Origin of the sequence: Actinocatenispora thailandica (assembly GCF_016865425.1) — a bacterium.
GTDB classification, from domain to species: Bacteria; Actinomycetota; Actinomycetes; order Mycobacteriales; family Micromonosporaceae; genus Actinocatenispora; species Actinocatenispora thailandica.
In genome coordinates this window covers 4965050-4986143 of sequence record NZ_AP023355.1, presented here as the reverse complement: position 1 = coordinate 4986143, position 21094 = coordinate 4965050, and the positions used below count along the sequence as shown (strand labels likewise).

Here is a 21094-nt window from a genome sequence, read left to right as displayed (position 1 = left end):
GCGGGCGAGAAAGACAAACCAACTGGTCTGTTCGCTAGGATCGGCGCATGCCCGAACTGCCGACGACCGCGCGCGGCACCGCGACCAGCCGGCGCATCCTCGACGCGGCCACCGCGGAGTTCGCCGAGCGTGGCATCGCCGGCGCCCGGATCGACCGGATCATCGCCGCGGCGCGCACCAACAAGGCCCAGCTCTACGGGTACTACGGCAACAAGGACAGCCTGTTCGACGCGGTCATCGCCGACCGCGCCGGCCGGCTGCTCACCGCCGTCCCGCTGGACGCCACCGACCTGCCCGGCTGGGCCGTCGGGCTCTACGACGAGACGCTGCGCCACCCGGAACTGGTCCGGTTGATGACCTGGCTGCGGCTGGAGCGGCGGCACACCGCCCGGCTCTCCGACACCGACGACGGACCGAAACTCGCCGCCATCGCCGCCGCCCAGGCCGCCGGCCAGATCCGCGACGGCGACCCGTTCGACCTGCTCGTCCTGGTGATCGGGATGGCCCTGGCCTGGTCGCCGGCCAGCGGCGCCTGGGCGGCCAGCGCCGACGAGCCGGCGGCCGACCACGAACGCCGCCGCGCGCTGCTCCGCGACTCCGTCCGCCGCACCCTCGCCCCCTGACCCCAGACGACCCTGTGGCTGCCCGACGGCACCGAACTGTGGGCCGACAGCGCAGGCACCGTCACCGGCACCCGCTACTACAGCTTCGGCGGCGCCACCATCGGGGTCCGGACCCCGGGCGGGCTTACCTGGCTGATCGCTGATCAGGTCGGTACCGACAGTGTGCAGGTCGACGCGACGACCAGGGATGCCACCTACCGCTACACCGACCCGTTCGGCACCGCCCGCAGCACCCTGCCCGACTGGATCGGCGACCACGGCTTCGTCGGCGGCATCACCAACGCCGACACCGGCCTGACCACCCTCGGCGCCAGGCAGTACGACCCGGACACCGGCCGGTTCATCTCCGCCGACCCGGTCGCGGATCCTTCTGATCCGCAGCAACTCAACGGCTACGCCTACGCCAACAACAGCCCCATCACCCACGCCGACCCCACCGGGCAGCTCCTCAACGCCGTCGGCAGCACCGCCTTCGCCACCGACGAACAGTACGAGCGCTTCATGGACGGCTACACCGGTGGCACAGCATGGCGCCGCGACTACTACCCGCTCAACCGCGCGTATGAAGCTGACCCGAAAGCGCATCACCGCAACGAGGCCCGAGATCACAGCACCCTGGACTTTCTCGGATACATGCCGTACGTCGGGGTTATTGCCGACGGAGCGAACGCCGTTTGGTACCTGTCCGAAGGACAGTGGAAGAACGCCGCCATCTCCGGCGGATCCATGCTCATCGGCCTGATCCCTGGCGGGAAACTCCTCAAACTCGCCGGGAAAGCGGTACTCAAGGGCGGCGAGAAGCTCGTCGAAAAGGTGATATTGAAATCGGCCGAGAAGGGGGCCGAAAAGACCGTCGAAAAGGCGGCGACCAAGGGGGCTCAAAAAACAGCGACCAAGGACGCTGAAAAGGCAGCAGACAAGTCGGCCAAACCCCCGGGCAAGGACCCGGCCAAGAGCTCAGGCAGCGGAGGCTCAAAGACGCCTAAGGGGCTCGCGGATACCGCGAGTCAGGTCAAACACGCGTCGGACACGGGCGCGGAACCATCGAAGGGGCAGGCTCTCTACCGCGTGTACGGTGGAGACTCGAAGGCTGGAGGGGCTTCATGGTCGCCCACGGATCCGCGAAGCGTGGCTGATTATCGTGATGCAGCAGGGCTGCCCTCAGGAGGCGCTAGCGGTGCCACCAATACTGGACAATTCGTCATCGAGGGGACGCTCAACGACCCGACCGCCGTGGTCTTGCGCCGCAGTGCTTTGCCTCTTGATGGGATGAAGGGCGGCCTGACTGAATACATTATCCCAAATTGGATGGAGACCGGTCCAATTACGGTCAATCGCGTAAGTGGCGTCAACCCGGGGTTCTGAAATGATCGATTATACTTACTATTTGAGCTCGCTTGACAGCGTCCGTTTTGAACCAGTCCGTGAGTGCGTATTTGAACGAATGTTGGTGTTCGACACCGGCAAGGAAGCTGTCGAGGCTCGGCTGTCGCCAACAGTGATCGGACAGGACTTCGGTCATGGGTCCGATCTCGCTAAGGTGATTTTGTCGGCCCGCCATGAGGGTGTGTCAATATATTCGATTGAGAAATTCCCTTGCTTCGTATTCATCGCTATTCCCCGTGCCGGCTCTCACGCACCTCAGAGCCCCATTCGCGCCGACGAGCTTCAGGTTATTGGTTGGGGCGAATTGTACAGGACGAAGGAGGATGCCAAGCGCCACTCGTTTGACTGACTAGCCAAGGGCACGTACATCCACGCCTGCGGGTGCGGCCAGGGCTCCGGCGTGTTCCGGGAATGTCCGTTTCAGTCCAGGTGGTGTAGCCGTATCGCCTCCGCTGGTGTGGTGTGGTCCCGACGGCTCTCAGGCACGTGTAGGTAGCCGGCCCGGCGGATCGCGGCGATGACCGCCGCCCGTAGGGTGGCCAGGTTGACCGGCCCGTGGCTGGTGCGGCTGGTCGAGCCGTCCTCGCCGAATGACACGTCCCGGATGTGGTGGTGCGCCTCGATGTGCCAGTGCTCGCGGGCCAGTCGGGCCAGATCGGCCGGGGTGGCAGCAGTCGTGGCCAGGCTGGTGACGGCGTAGACCGTCTCGCGGCAGACTCGGCCGGTCGTCTGGTCCCGCCGCCACCGAATGATCTTCACGGCCTGCTGGGCGTGCGGGAAGTCCAGCTGGTCGCAGGACACCGTCTTGAGGCTGCGGGTCTCATCACGGCCGTGCCCGGACTCGCGGATGATGTGGCCGGTGGCCACCCGCGACCAGGGTAGCCCGGCCAACCGGGCGTGCAGCAGCGGCTGGTTGCGTTTGACGACGGCCACGTAGTGCGCTTTCTTGTTGTCTACCAACCAGTCGAGGTTGGAGCGGACGGTGTGCAACGCGTCGAACGTGACCACGACCCCGGTCAGATCCTTGCCCTGAAGCAGCGGCCGGAAGTGGCCGGTCTCGTTGCGTTTGGCGCCGACCTCGACCTGGTCAAGCAGCCCACCACCGTGCTCGGCCAGCCCCAGCAGATGCACCCGGCGGCCATCGCCGCCTCGGGCGCCTCGGCAGGACTTGCCGTCCACCGCCACCGCCGGCAGCCGCCGAGCGGCTTGTTGGGCCTGCCGGTCACGACGCCGGGCCGGGTAGGCCCGCACCGACCTCGACGCTGCCCTCGACGGTGAGGACGCATTGGACCCGGCGGCAGGCGTCGGGTCGGACGCTGATGCCAACAGCGCCGCTGTCAACGCCGCCGGGTCCAGCCGGTCCAGCAGCACCCGGACCATCTTTTTCCTCGGGCGCCCGGTAGCGGCCGGTGGCCGGGTCGTAGGGTGCCCGTAGCCGGGCCAGATCGGCTTGGCTGGCCGGGCCAGCCACTGCCCGACCGCCGACAGCCGGTCATGGCCGGCCGCGGTCAGCGCGCATAACACCATCGCCAGCAAGCATTCCAGTGGATAGACGCGTCCCCGCCGCGACCGCGGATCGGCCACCTGCTCCAACCGCGACCAAGCGTTGGCCGCCAGAGCAAGCCCCTCGGCGCCAGCAGTGACCACACGATTCGCGGTACGCGACAATACTGTTGTGGGCACGCCACACCCCGATCAGGAAGACCTCAGAGACCTTCATGATCACGTGACGTGCCCGCACCTCGTCACCGGACCCGCCACTAAATACCAGACATACCCGACAATCCCGGAACACGCCGGAGCCCTGAGTAGGCCCACGCGTGCACCGTCAGAGGTGCATGCCGATGCCGCCGCGGCGGGGGTCGCCGCCGGCGCCGGTACGGCCGACGGCCGAGGCGCCGCCGAAGTAGTGGTCCAGGTCGGGCCACTGGTGGATCTGGTAGCCGGCGTCGACGAGCGCGGCCAGCTCGTCGTCGGGTACGCCGGGTTCGGCGTGTGCGGTGTCGGTGACGATGTGGAAGCGGGCCCGGCCGATGGCGGTCTCCGGGTCGAGCCCGTCGACGAGCACCCCGAGCAGGGTGTGCGCCAGCGCGGTACGGATCCGGGACGCTCCGGCGGCGCCGACGGCGAGCAGCAGGTCCCCGTGCGGGCCGACCGGCTCAGCGGAGCCCGGCCCGCCGCGTCCCGGCCCGGACCCGGGCGCCGGACCCGTGCCGGTACCCGGCCCGGGTGGGCTGGTGCCGGGTATCGGGGCGGTGACGTCGCCGAGTTCGGTGACCGACTCGTGGGCGGCCGGGTGCTCCGGGCCGACCACGGTGCTGACCTCGACCCGGGTGTCGTCGGGCAGCCCGGCGCCGGGCTGCGTGCCGGCGACGTCGTCGCCGGTGCCGGTGGGTACCTCGGCGGCCGCCCCGGTGTGTGCCCGGCCGGCCTCGGTGGCGGTGACCACCAGCGGGCACATCATGCTGTTCATCCGGGCCCCGGGCGGCAGCGCGCCGATGATCAGCTCACCCTCGCCGAGCATCGAGTTGAGGTGCACGCCGAGGCCGGGCAGCCAGACGGCGGCGCCGAGGCCGAGGGTGGTGGTGACCACGCAGGCGTTGCCGTCCGGGTCGATCACCGAGATGTTGGTGGTGTCGCCGAGCCGTTGCAGCGCATGGTCGCGCAGCGCGTCGGCGAGCAGCACCGCCCGCCGGGTACGGTCCGTGCCGAGCACCGCGTCGTCGAGTGCGGCGAGGGTGTCGATGGTGTGGTTGAGGTCGTCGGGCCTGCCGTACACGTGCGCCCCGGCGAAGCCGGCATGCCCGACGGGCAGCTCCAGCACGCGGTATTCGGCCAGGTCGGCGGGTCCGAGCGTGCCGCCCCCGGCCCGTACCGTGTCGATCATGGCCCGGCCGACGGCTCCGGTGTAGAAGGCTTCGGGGCCGTCGTCGCGCAGGATCGCCATCGCCTTGTCCAGGCCGGGGTGGCGCAGCACCTCGCCGCCCTCCAGCAGCCGGCCGCGCGGCGCGTACGCCTGGGCGCCGTCGGCGGGCAGCATCGCCGGGGCGAGCGCGCGCAGCGTGTGGGCCTGCGCGGCGGGCAGTTCGGCTCCGCGCCGGGCCAGCTCGACCGCCGGTGCCAGCACGCTGGACCAGGGCAGCCGCCCCCAACGGGAGTGCAGCGCGCCGCAGCCGGCCGGTACGCCGGGAACGGCCACGCTGGCGGCGCCGATCTCGTACGGGATGGGTACGGTGCCGAGCGTGATCGACACCGGCGTCATCGGCGTCGGGGTGGTCACGTCGCCGTCCAGTCCCGGTACCGCGACGAAGAAGTCCAGGCAGGTGACGGTGCGGCTGGCGGCGTCGTAGTAGGTGGCGAAGCCGCCGCCGGCCAGCCCGGTCAGGACGGTCTCGGCGGCGCAGGCGGCCAGTACCGCGGCGATCGCCGCGTCGGCGGCCGATCCGCCCGCGGCCAGGATCGACAGTCCGGCCTGCGCGGTGGCCGGGTGTCCGGCGGCGATACCGGCTGGCGTCGCTTCCACCCCCTCGACGTGCGGCCGGCGGCAAGGCGGTGCGATCGCCGCACGAACTTCGGGCGCGGTCGCGCCGGGATGGCTGCCGGTGGTTCCAGGTCGGGACACGCCCCGCCTCCTGGGAAGACGTAGCGTGCCCTGGCAAGCACGATACGTGCAGCGCCTGGCGTGCGCGGCCGGGTGGCCATAACATCGGCGGCCAGAAGCAGAGCGTGAATAATTCTCACGAACGCCCTGGCCGAGAGGAGGTGCGGTGGTCGACGATCGGCTGCCCACCCGGGTACGACTGGGCTACGCGCTCGGCTCGCTGGCCACCGGCGCGTTCGGCACCGTGCCCGGCCTGCTCCTGTTGCCGTACCTGACCGACACGCTCGGCGTCGCCGCCGGACTCGGCGGCATCCTCGTACTGCTGCCCAAGGCGTGGGACATCGTCGCCAACCCGCTCGCCGGCCGCATCTCGGACCGCACCGTGACGCGCCTCGGCGCCCGCCGGCCGTACCTGCTCGGCGGCGGGCTCGCCGTCGCCGTGCTGTTCGCCGCGCTGTTCGCCGGGCCGGCCAGCGGCGCCGCCGGCGCCGGCTACGTCACGGTGGTCTTCCTGCTGACCGCGACGGCCTACGCCGCCTACCAGGTGCCGTACGTGGCGATGCCGGCCGAGCTGACCGAGGACGGCACCGAACGCACCCGGCTCGCCGGCGCCCGCATCGTGGTCCTGGCGCTGGCGATCCTGGTCAGCGGCGCGCTCGCGCCGGCCGTGGTCGACGCGGTCGGCGGGCTCGGCGGGTACCGGGCGATGGGGGTCGGGGTCGGCGCGCTGATCGCGGTCGGTGCGCTCGCCGCGTTCGCGCTCACCGCCGGCGCGCCGACCGGCCGGGTCGCCACCGCCGCCGGCAGCCTGCGCGCCCAGCTGCAGGTCGCCGCGGCGCACCCGCCGTTCGTCCGGCTGCTGGCCTGCTTCGTCGTCCAGGCGGTCGCGATCGGCACCATGCTCGCCGGCGTCCGGTACTTCGCCGACCACGTCCTCGACCGGCCGGGCGCCAACTCGATCCTCTTCGCCTGCTTCGTCGGGCCGGCCCTGGTGGTCATGCCGCTGTGGACCCGGCTCGGCCGCCACCTCGGCAAGCGCGCCGGGTACCGGACCGCAAGCGTGCTGTTCGCCGCCGGTGGACTGCTGCTCGCCGCGGCCGGCGCGCTTGGTGCCGGCTGGGCGTACGGCTGCACCGCGCTGGTGGGCATCGGCTACGCCGGGCAGCAGACGTTCGCGCTGTCGATGCTGCCGGACACCATCGCCGCCGCCACCGCCCGTACCGGCCGCCGCCAGGCCGGCGTGTTCACCGGTCTGTGGACCGCCGGCGAGACGCTCGGCCTGGCGCTCGGCCCCGGAGTGTTCGGCCTGCTGCTGTCGGCCACCGGGTACGTGTCGTCCACCGGCGGCGGCGTGCCGCAGCCGGCGACCGCCCGTACCGGCATCCTGGTCGGCTTCACCGTGCTGCCCGCCGCGGTGATGCTGCTCGGCCTGCTGGCGCTGCGCCGCTACCCGCCGGGCGGCGGCGCGTTGCCGGAGGACGGCGCCGGCGCTGCCCGGGGCGGCGGTGGGGAAGCGGACCGCAGTGCTGTCAGGGGCGGCGGGGCAGGGGACCGTGGCGCTGCCCGGGGCGGCGGCGGGGAAGAAGAACCCGGCGCAGCCCGGGACGGCGGCTCGGACCGTGGCTCGACCAGTACCAGCGATCAGGAGGAACAGCGATGACGGCGTTACCGGCCCACGGCGTACCGGCCGAGCAGGTGTTGGCGGAGCTGGGCGCGCTGCGCGGGCGTGACCTGCCCACCCACGGCGGCCGGCTGTTCGCGTATGTGTACGACGCGGCGGTGCCCGGCCTGGACGAGCTGGCCGCCGCCGCGTACGCGCTCGCCGCGCACGTCAACGGGCTGGATCCGACCGCGTTCCCCAGCCTGCTGGCGATGGAGAACGACCTGGTCGCCGCCGCCGCGCAGGTCACCTGCGGCGTCGACGCGGCGGCCGGGGTCGTCGGCAACGTGACCTCCGGCGGCACCGAGTCGCTGCTGCTCGCGGTCAAGGCCGCCCGCGACGCGCACCCGGAGATCGCCGGGCCCCGGCTGGTGGTACCGGCCAGCGCGCACGCCGCGTTCGCCAAGGCCGCGCAGTACCTGCGGGTGGCGCTGGACGTGGTGCCGGTCGAGCCGGACACGCTGCGGCCCGACCCGGCCGCGATGGCCGCCGCGATCACCGCAGACACGGTGCTGGTGGCCTGCTCGGCGCCGTGCTACCCGTACGGGGTGGTCGACCCGGTCGCCGAGATCGCCGCGCGCGCCGCCGACGCCGGGGTGCGCTGCCACGTCGACGCGTGCTTCGGCGGCTGGCTGCTGCCGTACCTGCGGCGGCTCGGCCGGCCGATCCCGCCGTTCGGTTTCGAGCTGCCCGGCGTCACCAGCGTCTCGGTCGACCTGCACAAGTACGCGTACGCGCCGAAGGGGTGTCGGTGCTGCTGCACCGGGACGCCGCGCTGCGCCGGCCGCAGTACTTCGGGTACGCCGGCTGGCCGGGCTACCCGATGCTCAACGCCACCGTCGCCTCCACCCGCTCCGGCGGGCCGGTCGCCGGCGCCTGGGCGACCCTGCGCCACCTCGGCGACGACGGGTACCTGCGGCTCGCCGAGCGCACCGCCACGGCGGTCACCGGGCTGGCCGCTGCGGTGTCCACTGTGGACGGATTGGAACTGCTGGCCGAGCCGGCGACCTCGGTGGTCGTGTTCACCTGCACCGACCCCGACCCGTACGTGCTGGCCGACCAGCTCGCCGCCCGCGGCTGGCACACCCAGCCGCAGCTGCCCTACCCGCCGCTGCCGGCCAGCATCCACCTGTCGGTCACCGCCGCGGTGGCCGACCAGGTCGACGCGTTCGGCCCGGCGCTTCGCGACGGGGTTGCCGCGGCCCGCGCCGCCGGGCCCATCCAGGTACCACCAGAGCTCGCCGCCGCGGTCGCCGACCTCGACCCGGCCACCCTCGGCCCCGACGCGATGGCCGGGCTCGCCGCCGCAGCCGGCTTCGGCCCGGACGGGCTGCCCGAGTCGATGGCGGTCGTCAACACGCTGCTCGCCACCCTGCCGCCGGACCGTCGCGCCGGACTGCTCGTCGAGTTCCTCAGCCTGCTGCAGACCCCACCGCACTGACCCGCGGCGCTCCGCCACCCCGGCCGGGCGCATCGCGCGTCCTGCGGACCGGCCGCGCCGCGCGTCGTGCCGGCCGGACATGGGGCGCGTCGTGGGGGCCGGACCTGCCGCGCCCGCGGGTGGGTCACGGTGCTGCGGCGGCCGGTTCCCACGCATCGGTGTTCCGGAGGGAAGGTCGCCGTCGCGACTCGATCGTTGAGCCTGCGGGTACGACGACACGCATCGGCATCGCAGCGCGATGCCGATGCGTTGGCACTCGGCAGGTGTGGCGTGGCACGTGTGACGCCGGCCGTTGCGGGCCGGCGTGCCACCGGGGTCGCCACCGGCGCGTTCGGTACGACCGTCGGTGCGGCAGGTGCGGCAGGTGCGGCAGGTGCGGCAGGTGCGGCAGGTGCGGCAGGTGCGGCAGGTGCGGCAGGTGTGGCGGGTGTGGCGGGTGTGGCGACAGGCATGGCGCGGTGGCGCTGCGTCCGGTGGTGCGGTCGGATGCTCCGGCCGGCGGGGCGGCGTATGATGCCGGCGCGGTGTCCGGTTCGCCCGGGTACCGTCGACGGGGCCCCTCGGCCGGCGCACGCCGGTCATCCCGTCGCGCCACCCTTCCCGGCGGCCGTCGACCGGCCGGCGGAGCCGAGACCGGGGCCGCGCTGCGTGCCTGCGCGGCGCGACGAAGGGGGACGACAGGTGGTGGACACGACGGCGAGACCGCGACGCCGGGGTCGGATCTGGTGGCTGCCGGCAGTGCTTGCCGGCCTGATCATCGGCGTGCTGCTCGCCGGCGCCGGACTGGCCGTGACCGGCCACATCGACCAGGATCGGTACGGCTGGCGCTGGCCCGCCGGCATCGGCGCCGGTGCCCTGCTCGCGGCGATCCTGCTGGTCCTGGCCGCCACGCTGCACGAACCGCGGCACGCGCCGAAGCCGGCGGCGACCGCGACCGAGCCGGTGCGGCCGGCCGCGGAACGCGACGCCGTCCGGGCCGGTGGATCCGCACGGCAGGCGGGCGACGCCGCCGGCCCGTCGCGGTACGCCGGGGGCGCGCACCGGTCCCGCACCGGCGCACCGCCCGGCGCCGCCGGATCGCATGCTGCCCGCCCGGACGGCGGCGCCACTGCCGCCCCGGCCGGCGCATCTCCGACCACGACCGGCGATGCCGCCTCGACCGGCACCGGCGGTGTGTCGGCGCTCGGCACCGAAGGTGTGTCGGCGCTCGGCACCGAAGGTGTGTCGGCGCTCGGCACCGAAGGTGTGTCGGCGCTCGGCACCGGAGGTGTGTCGGCGCTCGGCACCGGAGGTGTGTCGGCGCTCGGCACCGGAGGTGCGTTCACAGCCGGCACCGGAGGTGCGTTCACAGCCGGCACCGGAGGTGCGTTCACAGCCGGCACCGGAGGTGCGTCTCCGACGAGCATCGGCGGCGCCGGTGCCACCGGTACCGGGCGGGGTTCGACCGGCGCTGCTGCGGCTCCCGCGAGCGCCGGCGGGGGCCCCGCGGGCGCCGACCGGGTCGGTTCCGAGGTGGCCGGATCCGGCGCGACGTTCCGGCGGCTCGCCGCCGTCGAACCGGAGGAGATCGACGCGGACTGGCTGACCCGGTCGCCGGCCGGCCCAGCCGACGGCCGGGGCGACGGCGCGGTACGGGACGGCACGTTCTTCGGCGGCACGGTGCCCGCCGAGTCGATGCCGGTCCGCGCCGCTGGTGACTCGGTGTCCGCCGAGTCGATGCCGGTCCGCGCCGCTGGTGACTCGGTGTCCGCCGAGTCGATGCCGGTCCGCGCCGCTGGTGACTCGGTGTCCGCCGAGTCGATGCCGGTCCGCGCCGCTGGTGACTCGGTGTCCGCCGAGTCGATGCCGGTCCGCGCCGCTGGTGACTCGGTGTCCGCCGAGTCGATGCCGGTCCGCGCCGCTGGTGACTCGGTGTCCGCCGAGTCGATGCCGGTCCGCGCCGCTGGTGACTCGGTGTCCGCCGAGCCGGCCCCGGGCCCCGCCACTGGTGACAGCGGCCGGACCCTCGCCGAGGCCGGCGGTGTCTCTGCGACCGATGCCGGGACAGCTGCCGGCGCCGGGACCTCGCATCCGGCCGCGGCCGGCGCCTCGTCCCCTGCTGGCGCCGCCGCGCTCTCGGTCGGCGACGGGGCCCCGGATCCCGCCGACGAGACCGGCCGTCCCGTCGAACGATCGCGCGAGTCCGGCGCCGCGGCCGGGAGCGGCGCGGGCGTGGACCGGTACGGGACGCCGCTGGCCGCGTCGGGCGCGGCGGTGGGCGGCCGGACCGCCGACTCGGCGACGGCGGCCGGCCGGCACGACGCGGTACCGGGTCCGCGCGACGGGGCATCCCGGCCGGCCCCGGCGGTACCGGTGCCGGCCTGGGCCGCGGCCGACTCGGGCCAGCCCGAGCCCGACGGGCGCCCCGGGACGGTGCGGCCGGGGCCGGCCGCCGCGGAAGAGGCGACGGTACCGGGCCTGTTGCCGGACGAGGCCGAGCGCATCGCCGCGGTACGCGCCAAGCTCGCGGGCGTGCTGCCGCCCGGCACGGTGGGCTGGCAGGTGCCCGGTGGGACGCCGGGGCAGCCTGGCCGCCCGGCCGCGGGCGCGGCGGGGCCGGACAGCCCCCGCGACCCGGATCGGGTCGCCTCGGAGCCCCGCGACCGGGTCGCCTCGGAGCCCCGCGACCGGGTCGCCTCGGAGCCCCGCGATCGGGTCGCCGGGCAGTTCGCCGGGCGGCCGGCGCCGGGCCTCGACGGGAGCTCGTCGTCGAGCGGCGAGCACGATGCCGCGGTACTGCGGCTGACCGACCTGCGGCACGCACCGGACGACTGGGATCCGCACCTCGACATCGATCCGGAGCGCACCACCGATCTGCGCCGCGGCGAGGGCACCCCGGTCCGCGGGTACGTGCGGGCCGGCGCGACGCCGGTACCGCACGCCGCGGTGACGGTGATCGACCTCGCCGGCCGGCAGGCCGGCAGGGACGTCAGCGGGACGGACGGCTGGTACCAGCTGGCGGTGCCGCGATCCGGCACGTACACGCTGATCGCGCGGGCGCGCGGGCACCAGCCGCTGGCCTCGGTGGTGGCGGTGGACGGCGCGCCGGTGCAACTGGACCTGACCCTGGTCGGTTCCGCCGCGATCGCCGGTACGGTGCGGTTGTCGGGCGGTGCCAGCGCGGTGCCCGCGGCGGTCGTGTCGCTGATGGACGCCTCCGGCGCGGTGCTGGGTGCGGTCACCGCCGGTGCGGACGGTTCGTTCCGGTTCGCCGAACTGATCGGCGGCGGGTACACGGTGGTCGGCAACGCGCCCGGGTACCGGCCGGCCGCGGTGCCGGTGACGGTGCCGTCGACGGGTACCGCGACGGTCGAGGTGGCGCTGACCGGCGACGCGGTCCTGGTGGGCATCGCGCGCGGCGGCCGGGACCACCGGCCGCTGGCCGACGCGCAGGTGACGCTGCTGGGGGAGGACGGCGAGGTGGCCGGGCGATGCATGACCGGCCCGGACGGCGGCTACCGGTTCGCCGGGATGCCGCCCGGGAAGTACACCCTGGTCGCATCCGGCTATCCGACGGTGTCGAACGCGCTGCACCTGACCGCCGGTGCCCGGCACGACCACGACATCATGCTGGGCTACCAGCCCGACGGCACGACCGGCTGAGTCCCGGCCGGCAGCGGTTGTCCGCGGGCCGCGCCGAGGCGGGGATCAGGTCCCGGCGGCGCGGCTGCGGATGCCGGCGAGCACGGTGTCGAGCAGCCGGTCGAACTCGGCCTTGGTGCCGTAGTCGGCCTGCAGCGGCGCGACCGCGGCCAGCTGCGGGTACCCGGACGGGTCGACCGCGGGCGTCGTGCCGGGCTGCCCGTTGAGTACGGCCAGCAGGTAGCCGTTGAGGAAGCCGAACAGGGTCATCGGCGCGTCGGCGACCACCCGGTCCGGCAGCCCGGCGGTACGCATCGCGCCGATCAGCCGGTCCAGCGCCGTCAGCGCCACCGGCGCGGTCTGCGCGCGGGTGACCAGCAGCGGGAACACCTCGGGATGCCGGTACGCGAGGGCGCGGTAGTGCTGCGCGACCCACCGGGCGGTCTCGACCCAGCCGTCCGGTGGGTCGCCCGCGTCGGCCATCATCTCGACCAGGACGACTTCGGACATCGCGTCCAGCAGCGCCGCCTTGCCCTTGTGGTGGTGGTAGATCGACATCGGGTCGACCCCGAGTTCCTGGGCCAGCCGGCGCACCCCGAACCGTTCCAGCCCGTCCCGGTCGACCAGGGTGACCGCGGCGCGGGCGATCTTGCCGCGGTCCAGCCCCGCCGAGGTGCCCTGCGTGCGCCTGGCCACGTCCACCTCCCACCCGTTGGCAATCCTACGCCGTAGAACGTATCGTACGAGGCGTAAACCTACGGCGTAGATTTCGGGAGGATCAGCCGTGACCGCAACCATCGACCGACCGCCGTCGGCCGCCACCCGGCGCCCGCTCTGGCTGTACGCCGGGCTCGCGCTGACGCTCGTCGCCACCGCCGCGCCGCTGCTCGACCTGGCCACCACCGGCCTGCTCGCCCAGCACGTCCGCGACGCGTACCCGCACTGGAGCGCGCACGACGTCGCGCTGGACCGCAACGCGATCGCGATCTACCTCGCCGTCACCTCGGCACTCGGGGTGCCGCTGTGGCTGCTGACCATCCGCGCCGTGCGCCGCGGCAAGCGCTGGGGGCTCGTCGTCGGCGCCATCGCCTTCGCCGCCGGCGTCCTGATCGCGCTGACGAACCTGTCGGTGGGCGGCGAGCACTACCAGGTGATCGTTCCGTACCTGTTCGGCACGCTCACCCTGCTGCCCTGCATCGCCGGCATCGTCGGCCTGGTCCAGGCCTGGCGGTACCGCTCGACCGCGCGCGGCTGACCGCCCGCCGCGCCGGCCGGGCGGGTCGCCACAGACCTGCCGTCGACGACGGCCGGATCAGCTGGGTCGGCGCCGACGACGAGGCCGGCCCGAGTCGCGGCGGCTCCGCCGGTCGGGGCGTGGCCGGTGGGTGGCTGTCGGACCGGCGTGGTCTCATGACGGGGTGAGCGCAGCGTGCCGGGGCTCCCGGCCGTGAGCGGTCCGAGCGACGAGCGGGGCGGCCCCGCCGAACCACCGCTCGGAACCGCCGGGGGGTTGAGACTCGTCCGTCCGGCGGTGCCCGATTCGGCACCGCCGGCCGACGACCCTGCCCAGCGGCAGGTGATCGAGCACGCCGCCGGGCCGCTGCTGGTGCTCGGCGCTCCCGGCACCGGCAAGACCACGACCCTGGTGTCCGCCGTCGCCGCCCGTGCCGCCGCCGGCGACGCCGAGCACGTGCTGGTGCTCACGTTCGGCCGGCGGATGGCCGACCGGCTGCGCCGCGGCATCGCCACCCGGCTCGCCGCCGACCCGGCCACGATGGCGGAGCCGGCGGCGCGGTTTCGGGCCGAGCCGACCGTGCGCACCTTCCCCGGGTACGCGTTCGGGCTGCTGCGCCGCGCCGCCGTGGCGCGCGGCGGGCCACCACCCCGGCTGCTGTCCGGGCCGGAACAGGACGTGACCATCCGCGAGCTGCTCGCCGTCGGCCGCGCCGAGGCGGCGTACGACGCGGGCTGGCCGGAGCCGCTGCGCGCCGCGCTGGCCACCCGCGGGTTCGTCGGCGAGCTGCGCGACCTGCTCGCCCGCGCGGCGGAGCGCGGTGTCACCGCGCCGCAGCTGGCCCGCTGGGGACGGCAACTCGGCCGCGGCGAGTGGACCGCGGCGGCGCGGTTCGCCGACCAGTACGCCTCGGTGCTGGCGCTGCGCGACGCGACCCCCGGCGGTTCGGTCGGCTACGACCCGGCGGAGCTGACCCGCGCCGCGATCGACCTGCTGGCCGGCGATCCGGACCTGCTCGCCGCCGAGCACGACCGGTACCGGTGGTGCTTCGTCGACGAGCTGCACGACACCGACCCGGCGCAGCGCGAGCTGCTCGCGCTGCTGGCCGGCGACGGCCGGTTCCTGGTCGCGTTCGGCGATCCGGACTCCTCCACGTTCGCGTTCCGCGGCGCCGACCCGGCCGGCGTCACCGAGTTCCCGGACCGGTTCCCGGCCGCGCCCGGCGTACCGGCGCCGACGGTGACGCTGCGCACCGGCTGGCGGCAGGCGCCGCAGCTGGCCGCCGCCACCGGCCGGATCACCGCCCGGCTGCCCGGCCCGGCCCGGCACCGGGCCGTCACGCCCGCCGGCCCCCCCGACGGCGGCGTGGACGTGCGGGTGTTCGCCTCCGCCGCGCACGAGGCGGCGTACCTGGCGCACGCCCTGCGGCGGGCGCACCTGCTGCACGGCGTGCCGTGGTCGCGGATGGCGGTACTGGTGCGCTCGACCGCCCGGCAGCTCACGCCGCTGCGCCGGGCGCTGACCCAAGCCGGCGTGCCGGTCCAGGTGGCCGCGGAGGACCTGCCGCTGTCCGCGCAGTCCGCGGTGGCGCCGCTGCTGCTGTTGCTGCGCTGCGCGCTGCGCCCGGACACCCTGGACGAGGACTCCGCCGTCGCGTTGCTGCACTCGCCGCTGGGTGGCGCGGACCCGTTCACCGAGCGGCAGTTGCGGCAGGGGCTGCGCGCGCTGGCGCTGCCCGGCGGTGACCGCCGCCCGTCCGGGGTGCTGCTGCTGGAGGCGCTGCGCCGGCCGGTCGAGCTCGCCGCCGTCGACCGCCGCTGGGCCGCCCCCGCGGTACGCGTCGCCGAACTGCTCGCGACCGCCCGGCGTGCCGCGGCCCAGCCCGGTGCCGGCGCGCTGGACGTGCTGTGGGCGGTGTGGTCGCACAGCGGCCTGGAACAAAGCTGGCTGCGGCTCGCCGCGTCCGGCGGGCAGCGCGGCGCCGCCGCCGACCGCGACCTGGACGCCGTACTGGCGCTGTTCGACGCGGCCCGCCGGTTCACCGAGCGGCTGCCCGGTGCCGCGCCGGTCGCGTTCGCCGACCATGTTGCGGCCCAACAGCTTCCCGGTGACTCGCTGGCGCCGACCGCGCAGCGCGGCCCGGCGGTACGGATCCTGACCGTGCACGCCGCGAAGGGCGCGGAGTGGGACCTGGTCGCGGTGCCCGGGGTGCAGGAGGGCGCCTGGCCGGACCTGCGGCTGCGCGGCAGCCTGCTCGGCTCGGAACTGGTGGTCGACCTCGCGGCCGGCCGGCGCCCCGAGCCCGGCACCGAGGAACCCGATCCGCCGGTGGTCGGTACCGCCGCGCAGCGTGCCGCGCTGCTGGACGAGGAGCGGCGGCTGTTCTACGTGGCGGCCTCCCGGGCCCGCCGCCGGCTGCTGGTGTCCGCGGTCGCCGCCGGCGACGGCGAGGAGCTGCCCAGCCGGTTCCTCTCCGAACTGTCCACAGTCGACACCGAACGGGTCGCTTCGGTACCCCGGGCGCTGACGCTGCCGGCGCTGGTCGCCGAGCTGCGTACGGTGCTGGTCGATCCGGCCAGCCCGCCGGAGCGGCAGCGCGCCGCGGCCCGCCAGCTGGCCCGGCTGGCCGCCGCCGGGGTGACCGGCGCGCACCCGAACTCCTGGTGGGGGATGGGCGAACTGTCCGACGCCCGACCGCTCGCCGGGGTCGGCGAGACCGTCGAGGTGTCGCCGTCCACCGTGGAGAACGTGCGCCGCTGCGGGCTGCGCTGGGCGCTGGAACGGCACGGTGGCGCCAACCCGCCCGGCGTCGAGCAGAGCGTCGGCACCCTGGTCCATGCCGCCGCCGCCGAGGCCGATGACCTCGGTGCGCTGCGCAAGTTCCTCGACGAGCACTGGGACGAGGTGGAGTTCCCGGCGCGCTGGGTGGTCGGCAAGAAGCGCGTCGAGGCCGACCGGATGCTCGACAAGCTGGCCGAGTGGCTGGCCGACAACCCGCGCCGGCTCGCCGCCACCGAGCACCGGTTCCGCACCCGGCTGCCGTCCCGCGACGACGCGCCCGACGTCGAACTGACCGGCGCCGTCGACCGGCTGGAGGTCGACGACGCCGGGCGGCCGGTCATCATCGACCTCAAGACCGGCGGCAGCGCGCCCACCGATGCGCAGGCCGCCGAGCACCCGCAGCTCGGGGCGTACCAGGTGGCCGCCGAGCACGGCGCGTTCGACGAACTGCCCGGCGTCGCGCCCGGCGCCGGACCCGGCGGTGCCGCGCTGGTGCAGCTCGGCGGCGCCCGGGCGCACCCGCGCGAACAGCACCAACCGGCGCTGTCCGACGCGGACAACCCGGCCTGGGCGCAGGAGATGGTGCACGACGCGGCCCGCCGGATGGCCGCCGCCACCTTCGACGCGGTGATCAACGAGCACTGCCGGTCCTGCGCGGTGCAGACCAGCTGCCCGCTGTCGACACACGGGCGGCGGGTGACCGACCCGTGAGCGTGGTGACGCCGCACCGGCTGGCCGAGCTGCTCGGCCTGCCGCAGCCCACCGACGAGCAGGCGGCGGTGATCGGCGCGCCGCTCGGCCCGCTGCTGGTGGTCGCCGGCGCCGGCTCCGGCAAGACCGAGACGATGGCCTCCCGGGTCGTCTACCTGGTCGCGAACCGGATGGTCCGGCCGGAGCAGGTGCTCGGACTGACCTTCACCCGCAAGGCCGCCGGTGAGCTGTCCACCCGGATCCGGGCCCGGCTCAGCCAGCTGGCCCGCATCCCCGAGATCGGCGGCGAACCCGCCGGCCCGGTGATCGGCCGGCCCGACGACCGCCCCGGCGCCTCCGGCGCACCCGGCGACGGCCCCGCGGAGGCCGGCGCACCGGGCGATGCTTTCGGTGGGGCCGGTGGGGCCGGTGGGGCCGGCCGCGGCGGTACCGCGGAAACCGGTGCTCGTGAACAGCACTCGGTGCCCGACGCGCTCGGCGGGGAGCCCACCGTCGCGACCTACCACTCGTACGCGGCGCGGGTGGTCACCGAGCACGGCCTGCGCGCCGGGTACGAGCCGACCACCCGGCTGCTGAGCGAGGCGGCCTGCTGGCAGCTGGCCGACGCCGTGGTCCGCGCCTACGACGGGGACATGTCGGCGGTCGACCTGGCGCCGGTGACGGTCACCGGTGAGGTGCTCGGTCTCGCCGCCGAGCTGTCCGAGCACCTGTGCGACCCCGACCGGCTGCACCACTTCACCGAACGGCTCATCGCCGGGGTGCGGGACCTGCCCGGCAGCATGTCCGCCGACACCGCCCGGATGGTCGCCCGCCAGCAGGCCCGGCTGCAGCTGCTGCCGCTGGTCACCAAGTACATCGAGCGCAAGGTCGCCGCCGAGGCGATGGACTACGGCGATCAGCTCTCCCGGGCCGCCACGGTCGCCGTGCGGCACCCGATCGTCGGTGCCACCGAACGCGACCGCTACCGGGTGGTACTGCTCGACGAGTACCAGGACACCTCGCACGCGCAGGTGGTACTGCTGCGGGCGCTGTTCGGCCGCGGCCACGCGGTGACCGCGGTCGGTGACCCGGCACAGTCGATCTACGCCTGGCGCGGTGCCAGCGCCGGCACCCTGGAACGGTTCCCGACCGACTTCGCGCTCGCCGACGGCCGCCCCGCCCGCCGGCTGTCGCTGACCACCAGCTGGCGCAACCCGCCCTCGGTGCTGTCGGTCGCGAACGAGGTGAGCCGCCCGCTGCGGGACGCCGGCAGCGCCGCCGTGGTGCTCTCCGCCGCACCGCACGCCCCGTACGGCCGGGCGGTGCGGTGCGCGCTGCTCGGCACCGCCGCCGACGAGGCGTCCTGGGTCGCCGGGACCATCGCCCGGCACTGGAGCACCAACGCCCCGGCCGACGATCCGCCCACCACCGCGGTGCTGGTGCGCTCCCGGCGGCAGATCCCCGTACTGGAGCAGGCGCTGCGGGCCCGCGGGCTGCCGGTCGAGGTGGTGGGCCTGGGCGGGTTGCTGGACACCCCGGAGGTGCGCGACGTCGTCACCACCCTGCAGGTACTCGCCGATCCGGCCGCCGGCGCCGGCCTGCTGCGGCTGCTGACCGGGCCGCGACTGCGGATCGGTCCGCGCGACATCGTCGCGTTGCACCGCCGGTCCCGCGAGCTGTCCCGGCGGGACCGGCCGAACCTGCCGGAACTCGCGCTGCCCACCGAGGTGACGCTGGTGGAGGCGCTCGACGACCCCGGCGATCCCGCCCTGTACTCGCCGACCGGCTACCGCCGGCTGACCGCGTTCGCCGCCGAGCTGGCCGCCCTGCGCGCCCGACTGGACCAGTCGCTGCCGGATCTGATCGCCGATGTCGAGCGCACCATCGGCCTGGACGTCGAGGTCGCGGTCCGTGCCGCCGCCCCCGCCGCTCCGACCGGTTCGCCCGATGCCGCCGGCGGGTTGGCCCGGGCGCACCTGGACGCGTTCGGCGACGTCGCGGCGCAGTTCGCCGCCGACTCCGACACCGCGACCCTCGCCGGGTTCCTGGCCTTCCTGGCCGCGGCCGAGGAGCAGGAGCGCGGCCTGGAGCCGGGCCACGTCGAGGTCGTCACCGGCGCGGTGCAGGTGCTGACCGTGCACGCCGCCAAGGGGCTGGAGTGGGACGTGGTGGCGCTGGCCGGCGCCGCGGAGGCGGTGTTCCCGGCCCGGCCGCAGGGCGACCACTGGCTCAACCGCCCCGGGGTGCTGCCGTTCGCGCTGCGCGGCGACCGTACCGGGCTGCCCGAGCTGGAACTGTCCGCGGTCGGCGACCACAAGGCGTTCAACCGGGCCCGCCGCGACTTCCTCGCCCGCTGGGCCGAGCACGACGCCGCGGAGGAGCGCCGGCTGGCGTACGTGGCGGTCACCCGGCCGTGCCGGCTGCTGCTGTGCTCGGGGTACTGGTGGGACGGTGACGCGCAGCGCCGCCGCGGCCCGTCGGCGCTGCTCACCGAGGTGCGGGAGCGGTGCCTGGCCGGCGCCGGGTACGTCGACGAGTGGGCCGACGAGCCGCCGCCGGACGCGCCGAACCCGGTCCGGGCGAACCCGCTGCGCGCCCAGTGGCCGGAGGATCCGCTCGGCGACCGGCGCGCCGGCCTGACCGCCGCGGCCGACCTGGTCCGGGCCGAACTCGCCGCCCTGCGCGCCGCGGATCGCGCCGGCACCGCGGGCGGTGCCGACCCGGTCGACACCGCGGATCGGGCCGGCACGGCGGGCGCGGAAAGCAGCGCGGCGGCGGCCGAGGTGCCCGCGGCGGGCGGCGGCGCGGTGGCGGCGGAGGAGCGGCGCTGGGCGTCCGAGGTGGAGCTGCTGCTGGCCGAGCGCGACACCGAGGCGCGCGGGGTCGGCGAGGTGGCGCTGCCGAGCGCCCTGACCGTCACCGACCTGGTCGGGCTGGCCGACGACCCGGGCGCGCTGGCGCGCCGGATCCGCCGGCCGCTGCCCCGGCCGCCGGAGCGCGCCGCGAGCCGGGGTACCGAGTTCCACCGCTGGCTGGAGCGGCGGCTCGGCAGCCAGGCGCTGCTGGACCTGGACGAGCTGCCCGGCGCCGCGGACCGGGACGCCGGTGTGGACGCCGACCTGGCGCAGTTGCAGCGCCGGTTCCTGGCCAGCGAGTGGGCCACGCGTACCCCGGTCGCGGTGGAGGTGCCGTTCGTGACGGTCCTGGCCGGCGTGGTGGTGCGGGGCCGGATGGACGCGGTGTTCGCCGAGCCCGACGGCGGGCTGCGGGTGGTCGACTGGAAGACCGGCCGGGTACCGACCGGCGACGCGGCGCGGGCGGCGACGGTCCAGCTCGCCGCGTACCGGCTGGCGGCGGCCGAGTTGTTCGACGTGCCGCTGCCGCGGGTGGGTGCGGCGTTCCACTACGTGGCGACCGGGGTGACCGACAGCCCCGCGGACCTGCTGGATGCGGACGGACTTGCGGCGCTCGTCACGCGTCTGCCGGCGGCCGGCGGCGAACCAGTTACCGAGCAGTAATGTCGGGGCCGTGACACGCGAACCGTTCCGCGTCCGGATCACCGTGCGCGGCTATGAGCTGGATACCCAGGGTCATCTCAACCAGGCGGTCTACCTGCAGTACGCGGAGCACGCCCGGTGGGAGGCGCTGCGCGCTGCCGGCGTCGGTCAGACCGAGCTGATCGCTTCCGGAGCCGGCCCGGTGGTGCTGGAGACCACCGTGCGCTACCTGCGGGAGCTGCGCGGCGGCGACGAGGTGGACGTCAGCTGCGCATTCGAGTACGCGCCGGGCAAGAAGACGTTCCGGCTGGTCCAGCACCTGGTCAAGGCCGACGGGACGGCCGCCGCCGAGGTCACCGCGGTCGGCGGCCTGCTCGACCTGCACACCCGCCGGCTGGTCGCCGACCCGCAGGCGCACCTGCGCAAGCTCGCCACCGACCCGGACCTGCTCGGCATCTCCTGACCGGCGGGGTGCGCAACCGCGGTCGGGCCGGCCAGCAGCGACGCCGGCCGCCCGGCGCGGTCCGGCCGCTTCCGACGGTGGGCGTTGCGAGAGCCGT

Annotated in this window: 11 protein-coding genes and 2 pseudogenes; 10 read left to right on the top strand and 3 right to left on the bottom strand. The window is 75.0% G+C overall.

Features of this window, described 5'->3' with window-relative positions; genetic code table 11:
- Positions 1-47 precede the first annotated feature (47 nt).
- The 3 genes from Athai_RS22155 to Athai_RS22145 are packed head-to-tail and all read left to right on the top strand — an operon-like array spanning position 48 to position 2358.
- Positions 48-623, top strand: a complete 576-nt coding sequence (locus Athai_RS22155; protein WP_203963274.1) for a TetR/AcrR family transcriptional regulator — start codon at positions 48-50, stop codon at positions 621-623.
- 12 nt (positions 624-635) lie between these two features.
- Positions 636-1988, top strand: coding sequence for an RHS repeat-associated core domain-containing protein (locus Athai_RS22150; RefSeq protein WP_476692259.1), 1353 nt, complete (start codon positions 636-638; stop codon positions 1986-1988).
- Position 1989: 1 nt separating this feature from the next.
- Complete coding sequence (locus Athai_RS22145; RefSeq protein WP_203963272.1) at positions 1990-2358, top strand: hypothetical protein; 369 nt, start codon at positions 1990-1992, stop codon at positions 2356-2358.
- A 71-nt stretch (positions 2359-2429) separates the two neighbouring features.
- On the opposite strand, the gene Athai_RS22140 is transcribed toward Athai_RS22145, so the two are convergent.
- Positions 2430-3656, bottom strand: coding sequence for an ISAs1 family transposase (locus Athai_RS22140; RefSeq protein WP_275422524.1), 1227 nt, complete (start codon positions 3654-3656; stop codon positions 2430-2432).
- A 181-nt stretch (positions 3657-3837) separates the two neighbouring features.
- Positions 3838-5532 carry a gamma-glutamyltransferase gene (locus tag Athai_RS34340; protein WP_239157097.1) on the bottom strand — a complete coding sequence of 565 codons (1695 nt, stop codon included), beginning with the start codon at positions 5530-5532 and terminating at the stop codon, positions 3838-3840.
- A 244-nt stretch (positions 5533-5776) separates the two neighbouring features.
- On the opposite strand from Athai_RS34340, the gene Athai_RS22130 reads away from it, so the two are divergent.
- The 3 genes and pseudogenes from Athai_RS22130 (at position 5777) to Athai_RS22120 (ending at position 12353) form a co-directional block, all read left to right on the top strand.
- The gene (locus tag Athai_RS22130) at positions 5777-7270 is read left to right on the top strand and encodes an MFS transporter (protein ID WP_203963270.1); all 1494 of its coding nucleotides are present in this window, start codon (positions 5777-5779) and stop codon (positions 7268-7270) included.
- Positions 7267-8711, top strand: a pseudogene (locus Athai_RS22125) (pyridoxal phosphate-dependent decarboxylase family protein). Before Athai_RS22130 ends, Athai_RS22125 begins: the two are co-directional and overlap by 4 nt.
- A 681-nt stretch (positions 8712-9392) precedes the next feature.
- Positions 9393-12353 carry a carboxypeptidase regulatory-like domain-containing protein gene (locus Athai_RS22120; protein WP_203963269.1) on the top strand — a complete coding sequence of 987 codons (2961 nt, stop codon included), beginning with the start codon at positions 9393-9395 and terminating at the stop codon, positions 12351-12353.
- A gap of 45 nt (positions 12354-12398) precedes the next feature.
- Here the strand turns inward: Athai_RS22120 and Athai_RS22115 are convergent, their stop codons facing one another.
- Positions 12399-13028, bottom strand: a complete 630-nt coding sequence (locus Athai_RS22115; protein WP_203963268.1) for a TetR/AcrR family transcriptional regulator — start codon at positions 13026-13028, stop codon at positions 12399-12401.
- Positions 13029-13116: 88 nt separating this feature from the next.
- Here Athai_RS22115 and Athai_RS22110 point away from each other — a divergent pair, with 88 nt between their 5' ends.
- The 4 genes and pseudogenes from Athai_RS22110 to Athai_RS22095 all read left to right on the top strand — a co-directional run bounded on the left by Athai_RS22110 (position 13117) and on the right by Athai_RS22095 (position 20997).
- Positions 13117-13587 carry a hypothetical protein gene (locus tag Athai_RS22110; protein ID WP_203963267.1) on the top strand — a complete coding sequence of 157 codons (471 nt, stop codon included), beginning with the start codon at positions 13117-13119 and terminating at the stop codon, positions 13585-13587.
- Between the two features lie 276 nt (positions 13588-13863).
- On the top strand, positions 13864-17058 hold the full coding sequence (locus Athai_RS22105) for an ATP-dependent helicase (protein ID WP_203963266.1): 3195 nt from the start codon (positions 13864-13866) through the stop codon (positions 17056-17058).
- Between the two features lie 8 nt (positions 17059-17066).
- Positions 17067-20555, top strand: a pseudogene (locus Athai_RS22100) (ATP-dependent helicase); the annotation flags it as partial.
- 10 nt (positions 20556-20565) lie between these two features.
- Positions 20566-20997 carry an acyl-CoA thioesterase gene (locus Athai_RS22095; protein WP_239157095.1) on the top strand — a complete coding sequence of 144 codons (432 nt, stop codon included), beginning with the start codon at positions 20566-20568 and terminating at the stop codon, positions 20995-20997.
- Positions 20998-21094 lie beyond the last annotated feature (97 nt).